Consider the following 14,508-nt stretch of genomic DNA (forward strand, 5'->3'; position numbering starts at 1 on the left):
ATTAAAAACCGCAAGGTAAAGTAAAAAAATGGATGTGCTATCGCTCGGTATTTATGTCGTTGATGTGTTGGGACGACCAATAGATCAGTTTCCTGAAAAGGGGAAATTAGCCCTCTTTGATGAACTCGAAATCCATACAGGAGGCTGTGCTAACAACACGGCTATTGCACTCACACGCTTAGGTATCTCTGCAGGCGCGATGGGTAAAATTGGCACTGATGCTTTTGGCGACTTGATTCTGCAAAAGCTCATAGATAACGGTGTTGATACAGCGGGCATGCAACAGGATCCGGGTTCCAGTACTTCCTTTACGTTCGTAGCGATCGCCTCCGATGGAGAGAGGACTTTCTACCATTACATCGGTGCGAACGGCGAACTCTGTGAGGCAGACCTTGATTGGGAAGTCATCAAAAGTGCCAAAATTTTGCACATCGCTGGTGCGCTTGTCATGCCACGTTTTGATGGGGCACCGATGGCGAACGTCCTTCAAAAAGCAAAAATTTTAGGAATAACCACCTCACTCGATACAGCCTATGATGCCACAGGAAAATGGATGGAGACACTCGAACCCTGCCTGCCTTACGTAGACATGTTTATGCCAAGCATCGTCGAAGCGCAACATCTCACGGGTATATCTGAGGCTCGCGAAATCGCCCAATTTTTACGGCGTAACTACGGTATCCACACGATTGCTATCAAGATGGGTGAAGACGGCAGTTACGTCTCCACGTCAGAAATGGAGCATTTTGCACCAGCGTATCCTGTGACCGCTGTTGATGCAACAGGGGCAGGGGACGCTTACGTCGCCGGTTTCCTCGCAGGGACTCTCATGGGCTGGGACCTAAAAGCAACGGCGGAATTGGCTTCCGCTACCGGTGCAGCCTGTGTCACCGCCATTGGTACAACTGCCGGTATCCAGAATCTTGAAGAAACCTTAAAAATTAGCCGTCAGCGGTCAGATTTTTAATTTTACCTTGCGGTTCGGTCAGGTGGGTTTCAAGTTTGACGTGCCTTTCCGTATATACGCCCTCCAAATGTAAAGCAAAGACAAATTATGCCATTCAAGGAGACATAATTTCATTACGAGTTATGGGTTTTGGTTTACCTAAAACAGTAGCCTGCAACAACGGCGCAGGCGGATTCGAGGAAGACACTCTAAAGAGAGAACCCACGCTGTTTCTCCGCAAGGTAAAATTAAAAATGGAAAATTCAAAAATTGTTCAAACGGAAAATCTTTCCAAATGGTATGGTGAGGTGATGGGGGTAAACGATGTAACCCTCACAATTCATCCAGGAATAACTGGGTTGCTGGGTCCGAATGGCGCGGGAAAAACGAGTTTAATTAAGCTCATGACAGGGCAACTCAAACCCAACCAGGGCGAGGTCAGCGTGCTGAACCAGCCAGTATGGAATAATCCGGAACTCACGAGACGGGTCGGCTACTGCCCAGATATAGAGTTGGCGTATCAATTCATGACTGGCTTTGAGTTTATCACGTTTTTCGCCACGCTGAGCGGATATGATAAATCAGAGGTTGAATCTCGGAGTCTACACGTTCTTGAAACAGTGGATATGCTACCCGCAAAGGAGCGTCCTATCGCCTCCTATAGTAAGGGAATGCGACAGCGTATCAAACTCGCGCAAGCGTTAGTCCATGAACCGGAACTCCTCTTCCTTGACGAACCTCTCACGGGCTTAGATCCCAATGGAAGACGACATGTTATTATGCTTCTGCAGGAACTTGCTGCGCAGGAAATTAGCATCATCGTTTCAAGTCATATTCTCTATGAAATTGAGGCGTTAACAGAGACGATACTGCTCATCCATCAAGGGCGTATTCTCGCAGAAGGCACCATCTCCGATATTCGCGAACTCATTGATGAACACCCACACAAAGTCTACTTGAGCACAGATGAACCTCGTCGTTTGGCGCAGGTCTGTCTCCCTTTTGAGGATATTCTGAGTGTTACTTTTGTCGATAGCGATAATATTCCGAATGTAGGGGTAGGTCTTGTGCCTACCGAAGAAAAAGAATCAGGTGATATTATTATAGAAACTGACAAACCCGATGCCTTCTACGCTCGGCTCCCTGAACTGATCATCGAAAACGAATTGAGTGTCTCTCAGCTCTACTCACCTGATGATAATCTTTCCTCTGTGTTTAAATATCTTGTTGGGTAACCTGTGCGAGAAATCTGCGCAATCTGATAAATCCGCAATTCAGACAGTTTCCCACCGATTCCTGCACGCCTACCTAATCGGTAGGTGCGGTTTCCTAACCGCACCGATGCTCCTCTACAGAAGAAGGGCTGTCGCGGTTTATGCTACAAAAGAGCAGCATGCGTAGAACCTACGTTATATGAAGATTCAAGGTAGTTCTCTATCGCAATCAGACTTCCGTAGGTTGTCCCAATTTCACGAACTGTCCAATATCCGGTCCACTGTCTGCTAACGCTGCGAAACTCCCGTCACAGATAGTATGTCGAATCCCGCGCATTAAACTAACATAAAAATGCAAGTTGTGTAAGGTGTGCAATTGTGAACCGAGAATCTCATTTTCAACGTGTAGGTGTCGGAGATATGCACGTGTGAAGTTCTGGCAGGTGTAACAGGTACACGCCGTATCCAGTGGACTGAAATCGTTCTTATATTTCGTATTGCGGATACGGATGATACCTGCTGTCGTGAACAGAGAACCATTACGCGCGTTTCGGGTCGGCATCACACAATCGAACATGTCAACCCCGCAACGCACCCCGTAGACTAAGTCTTCAGGTGTCCCGACTCCCATTAAATAGCGCGGTTTCTCCTCCGGCAGGAGCGGCGCGACGTATGCGAGTGTCTCATACATCAAATCCTTCTCCTCACCCACGCTTAAGCCACCGATTGCGTATCCCGGAAAACCGATCGATACAGTCCCATCGACACTTGCCTGACGCAGATCACGTTCCATGCCACCTTGCACGATTCCAAAGAGCAACTGGTCCGGATTCTGATGTGCCTTTCGACACCGCTCTGCCCACCGCAGGGTCATCTCCATTGAGTTCTTGAGATATGCGTAATCGTTCGGTAGCGCGGGGCACTCGTCGAACGCCATAATGATGTCCGCACCGAGAGCGTTTTGAATCTCGATCGAACGTTCCGGGCTGATAAAGTGTTCAGTTCCATCTATTGTGGAACGAAACGCCACCCCTTCTTCTGTAATCTTGCGTAAGGGACCGAGGCTAAAGACTTGGAATCCACCGCTATCCGTAAGGATGGGTCTCTGCCATCCCATAAACGTGTGTAAACCACCCGCTTCGTGGACAATTTCGTGTCCGGGACGTAGATAGAGGTGGTAGGTATTTGCAAGAATAATTTCCGCCTGAATTTGCTCGGACAGTGTTTGCGGTGCGCAGGCTTTCACCGTCCCGCGTGTCCCAACGGGCATAAATATCGGTGTGTTCACAACACCGTGCGCTGTTTGGATCTTTCCAACTCGGGCTGAAGTTGCTTCGTCTTGATGAACAAGTGTATAAGGCGATTCTGTCATCTTGGGGGGTATTTCAGAGGAATAGCAGGCGGCAGGCACGGAATAGCGGTCAGCCATCAGCAAAAAGGTGTTCTTAAACGAGAACCTCTTTACTGATGGCTGAAAGGGTTTCGTAGAAACCCGGCCTGACTGCTGACCGCCGGTAACTAATGAATAATCTTTACCTTGACAGGGGGACTATCCTGTTCAAATGGTTTATTGTTAATCATCACAGAGCCGCGGAACTTAAACTCGTACGTCTCCGGCGTTAAAGACCTGAGAGCCGTGAGTGGGACTTTTACCTCCGTCTCGTTCGCGGGAATGGTAACCGCTTCCGTAGTGAAGCCTTCTGGGACATCCATAGGTGTCAACGTAATTTCATCTGTGAAGCCGCCTTGCCGGACGATCGTTAACGTCAATATCGCTTCCTTTGTTTGTGAGTCTTGGTTTTTTACTGTTTCGGTATCTGCTGCTGGATTGGTTTCGGCAAGTGCCACGGCCTCGACTTCAGATCCTGCTGTTGCATCGCTTTTTGCGGTGGTTTCCGTTGCCGGGAAGACAATGCTAAAGCGCAAAGGCTCTACCGTTACAATAAAGGGGGCCTCGACGATAGTCAAAGGGATAGCAGGTGTCGATTGTTTCACCGTCTCACCGTTGACAGTTGCCGTTCCAGTAACTGAAATATAACTTGTACCGGGTGTCGGCAGAACAGAAAATTCCTCTCTCCGTTCAAAGGTCCCAGCTTTAACCGAAACCTTCGCTTCTGTTTCGCCTTCTGCAATAGTGACAGGTTTTTCGGAAACAGGATCAGGAAGCGCCGAAACGCGATTTGGAAGTCCTGATACCGACAGAGTGATAGGACCGACGAAGTCATCGCGCCGATCCGCCGTCACGTGGAGGTCAACCGTTTTGTTGTGAATAGCACTTAAGCCGATCTCCGCAACGGTCAGTGTAAATTCTGGAGCGTCCATCACAGTGAGCAGGATTGGAGAAGGATCGGCAACGCGTTCTATTTGTCGACCATCGACGGCACAAACCCCAACGATGGAGAGCGGCATGAGTCCGAGTGGGGCATCCGGCGGAGCCGTTATCGTGAGCATCGCTCGGTTTTGGTCTGCGCCAACAATAGTTGGGCTCACATTAAACGTTTTCGGAATGTCTGGACAGAGCAGACGAATTGGACCATCGAATAGGTCAAGACGCGTAACATCAACCTGCAATGTAACGCTGCCGCCTCTGCTGACGCGCGGGTTATCCATAGCGATCGGACGATTCCGGATGTCAAGTGCCACTACATTGAGTTGGCAGTCTGGTTCCAACGGACGGATGTTTAATCGGTATGGATAGGTCTCACCGCCTTGGTTGTTCAGGTCTCGAATGGCGATAGAATACTTTCCGGCTTCTTCAAAATTCCAGTCAATACGAGCATCAGCACCGCTGACAGCATCGTCGTTCACCATCAAGACCTGTTCCGCTGGCGAGGTTTCCCAACCTCGCTCGCTATTTGCCATTTCTTCTGACGCTTCCATCGGTTTTCCCGGTCCGTAGAGCGTAAGCAAGGCATCGAGGTTTGATGACAGTTTAAGTGCCTCTACCTCAAAAACGAGAAGTTGTGGTTCTTCAATCTCAAACGAAAACCAGTCGATGTCACCGGGTTTGTCAATTTTCCCATTGAGCGTTATCGGTGTCGTTACAGCGTTTGCATTTCCGGTTGTGTTATTCGGTTCGGTCTCCACCATTTCCGTCCAATTGCCGATAGCAAACGGATGCGGATTGGTAGCCAATCCAGACGGAGTCTGGACCCGTAGAGATTGCTCGCCTGCCGGTGTTTCAGCACCTATTGAAATCTGTATGGATTCTACCGTCTCAAGGTTCGCACCACTGACAGTAACTGTGTTTTCGGTGCCGCGTTGTCCACCAAGGGGAAAGATCGTCTCAAGATACGGTAGTTCGCCGATACTCAAGCGATAAGCGTACCCATCTCCGCCTTTGTAACGAATATCGCGAATGTGGAGCGTGTATTTTCCAGTTTCAAGTGCCGTGTAATCCAAAACAGAGTCAAAGGCATTGCCAAGACCACTGTTGGCGACCTCAGTCCCGTTAGCATCGCGGAGGACGAGATAGGAATCCAGCAACGAGTCTATTTGCTGTGCTGCCACCTCACAGATAAGCCGCGCATCCTTTTTCAGTTGAAAGGTGAAACTGTCTTCATCGTCGATTGAAGCGATTGTGCCGTTCACGGTAACCGGCAACGCAAGCCAGTCGGCTTCCATTGTAGGTGGGGTTTCCGACTCTAATTCTGCTGTCTCTTCTTCAATGATTTCTCGCAGATTTCCAACGACGAAGCTCCCTGCATTGGAAACACCATACGGGGTGACAGCGCGTATCTCTTGGATACCTAACGGTGCATCGGAGGCAATCGTTAACAATGCGACCAACTGCGCATCGCTCGGAATACTTCCAGAAACGCCAACACCGTTGAAAACGACAGCGGCTTGCCCCGTTTTTTCCTTAACTTCCGCGGTGATACCCTTCCCACTGAACCACACCGCTGTTGCTGTGCCGAGATTTGTGCCTGTGAGTGTGACTTCTACGCTGCGTCCCTGTTGACCGCCTTGTGGAAAAACAGCTGTCAAGGTGGGTTGAACCTGCGCGTGTACGAAACCAATCGTTAGGAGAAAGATCGCTATGACGAGAAAGGACTGTTTTATTAACAGATCAGGTCCCTGTCTTCTATGTTTCCGAAATAGCGTATTCGGCATTTTTAGTTACCTCATTAGTGGTTGTTAGTTATCGGGTTGCCTCGCAGTGAGAGTTGTCGGGTACAAGAGGTGTTGGACATATCGTAAGCCTCTTTTAATAGTTATCAGTCTTTTGAGGGACTCAAAAAGGTATCTCTGTCATTCTCTCTTCTATAGAGATTTTGAGGCTGAAAGCGTTGCGGCTACCTTTCGCACTGTACGGACTCCCGGTAACGCACAAGCGAAACAACTTGCCTTCGTCAAAAGGGTAGGTGATCTTCCCCGTTTCTTCGGGACCGATATACCATTCCATGGCGAGAGCTTCGAGAGCTTCCAAATAAACCTCGCCTTCTTGACGCTCCCAAACAGAAGTAGGTACGCCTTCAGGTGCTTTTTCTGTTGGGAGGTCTTTGTCACCATCAAACAGGTAGAAAGTTCCTGCTGCCTTACCTCTACCAACTCCGATATCCAGCGTAAGCGTGCCGCCGTTTTCAAACGCAGTGGTATCAATCTCTACGACGGTGTAGTCTTGATGGGGGATCATAGGTGTCTGAAAAGTGTCCAATATCTCCACTGAGGGACACTCACGGGGCAATACGATTTTACCCAACCCAGGGCGTTTTCCTGATAAGGCTTCCGATAAAAATAGACGGTACCCCTCCGCTTCGGAGAGTCCTCTATCCCTGCTATCTCCGCGGAGCCGATTGGCATCTTGTCTACCCATCAGTTTCAGTTCAGGCGAGATAACCAGAGAATCTATTGGCGAGTGTATCTCCCACCCACTTATAATAGTTTGTGCCAACGGGTGTGTTGTATCAACCGCTTTGAAACCGTCCTGGATCCTCTGGGCAAGGTAGGCGCGCTTGTTTGGTGTGCGTCCGAAGGCGACATTGGACACCCATGTATTGATAAAATGTTCGTTCAAGAATTGGATGTTTTGTTCGTCGGAGAGAGCACCTGACCTCAGGGCTTTACCACTCCCTCAGCAAACCTCGTCTGCCAAGGGGCCATCTATAGAAATAACGTGGATCGGTTTCTGCTGTGCTTGTGCCAATTCCAACGCCGCCTCCATCGAGACCCAATCGATGTGCTCCGATTTGTAAAACTGGCAGTTTAGCGCACGCTCGGCTTCCGCCTGTGTAATAGCGATAGAATCGCTCATTTCGCTGTCCAAACGGGTTATGGTGTCTTGCAGAATGTCTTCGGCACCAGCACGCAGTTCCATTTGCGCGCAAAAACCAGTATCCGCAATCCAGTTCGAGTCATCCCAACTCCTTTCGTCTTCCCAGCTGACCTGAAAGTTCACAGGACCTTCTGGAACGCGCATCTGAAAGAACGAGACACTCTCTTTTGAACGGTTGATAATGAGGTGTCCCGTAAACTGTGAAGGCGTGAACCAGCCATCGCCTAACTGAAATTCTGCATGAACGCGAAACACAATATCTGCGAATTTATCGGTGTAGGCACGTAAGCATGCCCACAACCCGGGATTCCCGTAACCGCGCATGTCCAAATATGGGGTCGAGTGAAGTTGTCGGAGCAGTTCAAGAGCACCCGCTTCTTTAATCTGCCATGGATTTCCAACCGACACCCCTTCGTCTGGAAGGAACGCGCGGAAAACGGATGCCGAATACGCCTTTTCTGGCGCAGCGACGCGGAGTTTCGCCAACTCGTCCCACTCATATTCCACGTGGTAGTTGGATTGAGTGTATTCAATCGGGGCGATGAAGCCTTTGATGGAAACTTTGGCATCACCATCAATATTAAGCGTAATTTTGTCGGGGGTTAGGTTCATAGTTGTAGAAGGGTTGTTGGAAGAATAACAGCCAGCAAACAGCGGTCAGCAATCAGCAAAAAGAGGTAAATTTACCTGTAACCTCTTTACTGAAAGCCGACAGCTGAAAGCCGATAGCCAATGCACTGATAACCAATTTAGAATATTCCAGCAATCGGTTCGCCTTTCACCAATTCACGTGGCTGATCCAAATGGTTGTACACGATGGTGTGTGGAGCGATACCGAGTGTATGGTAGACCGTGGCAAGGATATCTCGCGGATGCACTGGGTTCTCAAGCGGTGTTGAACCTGTTGCATCGGACTTCCCGTAGACCTGTCCACCTTTAACGCCAGCACCTGCAATCAGACCTGTGTAACAATAGGGCCAGTGATCGCGTCCATCAGGCGCGTTGCTGTTACCGGAGGTGCTAATACCCATCCGCGGCGAGCGTCCGAATTCACCGATCGCCAAGACGAGCGTGTCTTCCAACATACCGCGCTGATCCAAGTCTTCCAACAGTGAGGAGACGGCACTGTCTAACTTCGGACAGTGAAGGTTTTTCAACGGACCAAAGTTCGTTGCGTGCGTATCCCATGCTGTGGTGTTCGGATCACCGTTAGCAACAGAGGGCCAGTTCACCTGCACGAAACGGGTGCCTGCTTCCACCAAACGGCGGGCGAGGAGTGCACTCTGTCCGAACGTGTGTCTACCGTACTTATCTCGCATCTCATCCGGTTCTTGGGACAAATCAAAGGCATTGCGTGCCCGCTGCGACAAGATCAGATTATACGCCTTCTCATAATACTCGTTCAAGGCGTAGGAGTCGGCAACCTTATCAATTTCCGGCATCCCTTTGTTAATCGTCTCAAGGAGATTTTTACGTCGTTTCAAACGCACCGGTGGCACCTCTGGGCGTAAACTCAGATCATCGAGGTTAATCTCCTCATTTGGATCTTGGAAGAGAAAATACGGATCGTACGCTCTACCAAGGAAACCAGCGTTTCCACCTTTACCGATGATATTACTCTCCTGCATCGGACGCGGGAGTTGCACTGCAGCGAGCATCGGTTCATCGGGTGGACGATAGTTTGCGATATGCGATGCAGCATTCGGATGATCTGCTGGTGACGGCGGATCGAGCTGTCCCGAAGGCGCAACCTTGTCCGGCGTTTCACCGGTTACCATTTGGTACATCGCAGCGGTGTGGTTGAAAAGTCCCGCCGGTGTATAACTGACGGAGCGGATAAGGCAGGCTTTATCCATCTGTTGTGCCAAACGCGGCATCGTCTCAGATAACTGAATTCCCGGCACGTTGGTCGGAATCGGACTAAATTCACCACGGATGTTCGAGGGGGCTTCCGGTTTCGGATCCCAAATGTCAAGGTGGCTTGGACCGCCCTGTAAGAAAAGAAGAATGACCGAGTTGGCTTTTCCCCATCCGTTGAGTGGCTTGGCGGGGTCAACTGTTGTATTCGCGTTGGCTTGGAGTGACAATACCTGTGGCAAACTAATGCCGAGCATCGCCGCACCACCGACACGTAGAAATTCACGACGTGAGATTGTGGTAACGATAACATCTATTGTTTCCTCCATTGGAATGGCTGTCAGCCATCGGCAGTTAGCAGTCAGCAAGTCTCTGGTTTTTAGACAGCTAATAGCCGATGCCGAAGGCTGATGGCTATTTAACGATTGAATAAGAAGGCAGGACTGTTAATGAGTGCCCACAACAAGTCTTGCGCACCTTCTTCCTTAGATTCGGCGTTCCCAAGGTGTTCAATCGCTATTGCATATTCGTTTTTCTCTGGTAACCGAGAAAGCGTTGCGAGATAGAGTTCCTCGACGAGAACTCGGTCATCATGATTCGTTTTGATGAGTTGTGCAATACGTCCTTCTGGATCAATGAGGGACTCTGCAACCGTCGGTCCATTAATAAGGTTCATTGCGTGTGCGAGGCTGACCTCGGTGGTCCGTTCACATTCACACGAAGTTTCGCGCTCAGGTCTGCCAAACAACTTCAAGAATCCGTCATCTTTGACTTTGCTGTCTGGCAACTGCACCGCACGGAATTTTTTCGGCATCTCTTCAAACCGGGGTCGGCTGCCTGTCGCGATGCCGATGGCATCTAATAACTGTTCTGCCGTCAAGCGTCTCGCAGCTGCGTGTGAAAAGTTAATCGTATCAGCCTTGTTCCACTTATTCGTTGTGATGCTCTGCTGGTAGGTTCGGGAACGTGTGATTGTCTTCATGATATGTTTCATGTCAAATCCACTGTCCACGAAGTCCTTTGTCAAAGCATCGAGCAATTCTGGGTTCGTCGGTGGATTACTTGTGCGAATATCGTCTACAGGTTCGATAATTCCACGTCCCATGAAGTAACTCCAAATGCGGTTCACACCTGCCCGGGCAAACATTGGATTCTCTTCGGAGGTGAGCCACGCTGCGAGCATTTCGCGTTTATCGCCGGTTTCCGCTGCAACTTCTCCGAACGGGACTGACGGTTCAACCACCGCTAACGTTCGCGGATGTTTCACAGGTTCAGGGGTATAATTAGCATAGACGACCTCATCGCCGGGGAGTTGTCCTGGTTTGACCTTGACATCCGCGAAGAACGCACCGAATTCGTAGTACTGGTTCTGTGTCCATTTTTCAAACGGATGGTCGTGACATTTGTTGCAGGAAAACCGGACACCTAAGAAAAGTTGCGTCGTATTTTCCACCGCAGCCGTGTATTCACGCGAGACGCGGAAATAGTTCGCTGCCGGATTCGTGTAGGTGCTACCGGTTGCCGTAATCAGATCTCGTACAAACTCGTCATACGGACGGTTCTCGGCTATGGCTTGATGGATCCACTCTTGGAAGAGCCAGATCCCACGCTCACCGAGAAATTTACGGTTAGACTGCAACAGATCGCCCCATTTATGCGTCCAGTGATCAATAAACTCCGTTGTTTCGGCGAGAGTATCAATGAGTTTTTCCCGTTTGGCTTTAGAGGGTGTGGTATCGGTTAAGAAGCTCCGCACCTGTGCTGGAGTCGGTGGGAGACCTGTCAGGTCGAAATAGACGCGCCGTACAAACTCTTCATCTGTGCAGAGTTCAGAAGGTAGGATTTTCATCCGCTTCAGTTTGTTGTGAACATACGTATCAATATAGTTGTATTCGGGCGTTTTAACCCATTTGTAACCGCTCCTGTCCCCCATAACGATGATGCCGTTCGTGCTATAGGCACCTTCGTATCGGGTGAGGATGGCCGTTTCGCCACGGCGTTCTGCGGTTACCACGCCGTTGTCTGTGACCTTTGCCACCTCATTGAGACTACTTGTGAACTTCGCTTCACGGGTGACATCCCGCGTTGTGCCGTCGGGATAGTGGGCGATCACTATAAGCTGCTGCTTCATACCCGGCATCGTGAGTTCAGCCGCATCTGGTATGACCTCCAATCTTTCGACACGTTTTGTGGTGTGAACGTCAGGAGTAGCCCCTTCCGCTATCCATTGACGGATAATTTCATAATCTCGATCCCCTGGAACAATTACCTGTCCGCCTTTATGCGGCACCTCCGATGTCGGTTTGAGCAACATCAGACTCTGTTCGGGAAATGCTCGGTTAAACCGCCGTCCGGATATGTCCTCGATTAAGAGTTCATAGTCGAAATCGGGGTCGTAGCCGCGGAGTGAGAGTTTGAACCCATTTTTGCCCTTTGCTGCACCGTGACATGTGCCGTTATTGCATCCAGCATGGCTCAGAAGAGGCATGACATCTCGCACGAAACTGACGGGTGGTGCTTCCATGCTTTTAACGTTCACGGGCAATGCGGTGCTGGCACCTTTGACAGTCACCGTAATTTTTGTTGTGCCAACCATCATGGGGAAGATATAACCGTCTTCATATACCTTCACCGCTGCGGTGGCGGGCGTTAGTGTAGCATAAGGTGTTACATCTACCCATGTGCCACTTTTCGTCTTTCCTGACACAAGCACCCGTCTACCGTCGCGAGCATGCTCCAATGTCAGTGACTCAGGATGAACTTTCAACGCTTGCACCGTCGGAACTTCGGCACTCACAGGCTGCTCCATCTCGCTCGCTGCTGTCAGTTGGAACGCGAGACAGATAGAGAATGCAACAAGGAATGTTGTTACAATGTTAGACCTGGGTTTCATCAAAAAACTCGGCGTGGGACCCCCGACTATGATCGGCGGAGGAAACGCCGTCCTCCTTTTTTAATTTTACCTTGCGGTTCGGTCGGATGAGTTGGATACATCGCGTTACTCGACGTATATCCGCCTGCGCTGTTGTTGCAGGCTATAATTTTGGTTTAACTTTTCTAAAATTTTCCTCAAATCGTCATCTGTCTTCTTCTATGTTAATCATTTAGGTAAGATCCCAGATGAGTACAGTGTGATCGTCGCTTCCGCTGGCGAGAACACTGCCATCCGGGGAATATGCCACGTTCCTGACACTGCCTGTATGTCCTGTGAGCGTTGCTTTCAGTTCCGCCGCCTCAACATCCCATAAACGAATGGTGTTGTCATTTCCACCGCTTGCAACGATTTTACCATCAGCGGCGTAAGCGACACCCCAGACATAACCTGCATGCCCTGTAAAGGTTGCTATCAATTCCCTTGAGTCTGTATTCCATAACCGAACCGTGCCATCAATACTTCCGCTCACAAGCATTCCCCCATCAGAGGAATAGGCGATCGAATCGACAATATGTGTATGTCCTTCGAGTGTCGCTTTGTGCCTTCCGGTAGTAGCATCCCACAATTCCACTGTGTCGTCTCCGGTTCCAGCGGCGAGGGTGCTTCCATCTGGGGAATATTTAACACATCTGATGGAGTCTGCGCGCCCGGTAAGTGTATTTTTAGTCTCTCCTGTGCTGGCATCCCATAACCGCACTGTTCCATCAGGACTTCCACTTGCGACGGTTGCGCCATCCGCGGAATATGCAACACTCCTAACAGCATCCGTATGTCCGACGAGCGTCGCTATCGGAGATCCGCTGATCGCATCCCACAAAACCACCGTGTTATCTATACTTCCGCTGGCAATCGCGCTCCCATCAGGAGAATACGCGACACATCTGACGTATTCTTTGTGCTCAACGAGGAGGTTGAGTCCAAGACCGCTGTCCACATCATAGATCCAAACACCGATGTCACAGGCGACTGCAAGTTGCGTCCCATCTGGTGAAAATGCTATATCTCCGGTTAAATTTCCTTGATCGAGGCGTACTTTGACTCCTTCAGGTAGGTTCGATTGTGTGTCTGTCTGAGCGTTTAAATTTTCCAATGATACGTATCCTTTTTAGGCAATCAAACTAAAACTTGTTATTATTGCTGTTATTGTAGTAGATTTACAAATACTGATACAATATGAATCACAGTCAACCATCAGTTACAAGAGGTGTTAGGCGTATCAGAAGTCGGGAATCGGGGTTCCATTCTACTGATGGCTGAAAAGATTTTTTGTGAAAAATTCGACCTGATCGCTAATGGTTATTCTTCAGTCGTCCCCACACGATTGGCAGCTTACCGCCAGCAGATACCTCTGCATATTCTGATTCACTTGCTAACCAATTGATGACATTTTCTGTAAGTTTCTGTATCTGATCAATATCCTTGTTGTTCTTGTGATAATTCGGGAGTCGCCAGTTCATGTTGAACACCTTACCGTCTCCAGCTTCCCAATAACCGAACGCTGCAATCCTATCCGTGTAATTGGTGCCCCCCTCCCAAGCATGCGCAAGCGTCGTAAAATTCTTCCAAATCTTGTCGAAATAGTCACCACTTACTGGATACCCAGTTGAATTGACCTGAATCCAATCCTCAACTTGCGGTGTTTTTCCATCGACATTCTTAAGTCCGTCTACCAACCCGAGTGCCAGTGTCTCTTTCAAGACGATAATACCGACATTACTTCCATCGTTTTCAACGGGCCCAAATGCACGGGGTTGCGCGTCTTCTAATCCCAACGGCGTAGCATACCGGATAGCTGCGCCTGTCAAGAGCACCGCGCCGCCGCTTTCAGCGTAGTCTAAGAACGCATCAAGTTCTGCGCCAGATAATCCCCCCGGATCGGCATCGCCATCATGCCACCAGATAACCCCAAACTGCTTGAATGTCTCACTTTTCAAATCAGCCTTCGCGAGTTGCTCTGTTTTAAAGGTCTTTTCAGCAAACGCCAATGCGGGCGAAGTAAAGTTACCCTTGTCACCGAGGTAGATGAACCCGACTTCCACCGCCGCGCCACTAACACTTATACCACAAACGAGAAAAAATGCCAAACAAAATACGATGTGGCTTACAAGTTTCGCCAAATCTTGCCATTTAAAAGTCCGTTCCATGATGCTCCTTATATGTTTACACGAAGTGGCGCGCGGATGATTATCCCTACTGATAACATTCTTCAAGGGAATTGTCGGTTTTGGAATCCCAATCCTTTAGGTTTGGGAGGAAAAACCGCCCTCTTGGAAAGGACCAA

10 protein-coding genes are annotated in these 14,508 nt (G+C 49.5%); 2 read left to right on the forward strand and 8 right to left on the reverse strand.

Annotated elements, in window-relative coordinates; all coding sequences use genetic code 11:
• Positions 1-28: 28 nt before the first annotated feature.
• Together J4G07_12115 and J4G07_12120 are read left to right on the forward strand one after the other, a co-directional pair.
• Entirely contained in the window at positions 29-967 is a 939-nt protein-coding gene (locus J4G07_12115) for a sugar kinase (GenBank protein MCE2414741.1), read from the forward strand.
• A 233-nt stretch (positions 968-1,200) separates the two neighbouring features.
• Complete coding sequence (locus J4G07_12120; GenBank protein MCE2414742.1) at positions 1,201-2,181, forward strand: ABC transporter ATP-binding protein; 981 nt, start codon at positions 1,201-1,203, stop codon at positions 2,179-2,181.
• 208 nt (positions 2,182-2,389) lie between these two features.
• Here the strand turns inward: J4G07_12120 and tgt are convergent, their stop codons facing one another.
• The 8 genes from tgt to J4G07_12160 all read right to left on the reverse strand — a co-directional run bounded on the left by tgt (position 2,390) and on the right by J4G07_12160 (position 14,371).
• Positions 2,390-3,532, reverse strand: coding sequence for a tRNA guanosine(34) transglycosylase Tgt (gene tgt, locus J4G07_12125; GenBank protein MCE2414743.1), 1,143 nt, complete (start codon positions 3,530-3,532; stop codon positions 2,390-2,392).
• A gap of 146 nt (positions 3,533-3,678) precedes the next feature.
• Positions 3,679-6,273 carry a pre-peptidase C-terminal domain-containing protein gene (locus tag J4G07_12130; protein ID MCE2414744.1) on the reverse strand — a complete coding sequence of 865 codons (2,595 nt, stop codon included), beginning with the start codon at positions 6,271-6,273 and terminating at the stop codon, positions 3,679-3,681.
• A 121-nt stretch (positions 6,274-6,394) separates the two neighbouring features.
• The gene (locus J4G07_12135) at positions 6,395-7,177 is read right to left on the reverse strand and encodes a hypothetical protein (GenBank protein MCE2414745.1); all 783 of its coding nucleotides are present in this window, start codon (positions 7,175-7,177) and stop codon (positions 6,395-6,397) included.
• 57 nt (positions 7,178-7,234) lie between these two features.
• On the reverse strand, positions 7,235-8,047 hold the full coding sequence (locus J4G07_12140; GenBank protein MCE2414746.1) for a hypothetical protein: 813 nt from the start codon (positions 8,045-8,047) through the stop codon (positions 7,235-7,237).
• 137 nt (positions 8,048-8,184) lie between these two features.
• Positions 8,185-9,621 (reverse strand): DUF1501 domain-containing protein, encoded by a 1,437-nt coding sequence (locus J4G07_12145; protein ID MCE2414747.1) that lies wholly within the window; start codon positions 9,619-9,621, stop codon positions 8,185-8,187.
• Positions 9,622-9,710: 89 nt separating this feature from the next.
• A complete protein-coding gene (locus J4G07_12150; GenBank protein MCE2414748.1) occupies positions 9,711-12,185 on the reverse strand; it encodes a DUF1553 domain-containing protein in 2,475 nt (824 codons plus the stop codon).
• A 211-nt stretch (positions 12,186-12,396) separates the two neighbouring features.
• Entirely contained in the window at positions 12,397-13,317 is a 921-nt protein-coding gene (locus J4G07_12155) for a WD40 repeat domain-containing protein (GenBank protein ID MCE2414749.1), read from the reverse strand.
• A 199-nt stretch (positions 13,318-13,516) separates the two neighbouring features.
• Positions 13,517-14,371 (reverse strand): hypothetical protein, encoded by an 855-nt coding sequence (locus tag J4G07_12160; GenBank protein ID MCE2414750.1) that lies wholly within the window; start codon positions 14,369-14,371, stop codon positions 13,517-13,519.
• Between the last annotated feature and the right edge of the window lie 137 nt (positions 14,372-14,508).

The organism is Candidatus Poribacteria bacterium, assembly GCA_021295715.1.
Taxonomy (GTDB): domain Bacteria; phylum Poribacteria; class WGA-4E; order WGA-4E; family WGA-3G; genus WGA-3G.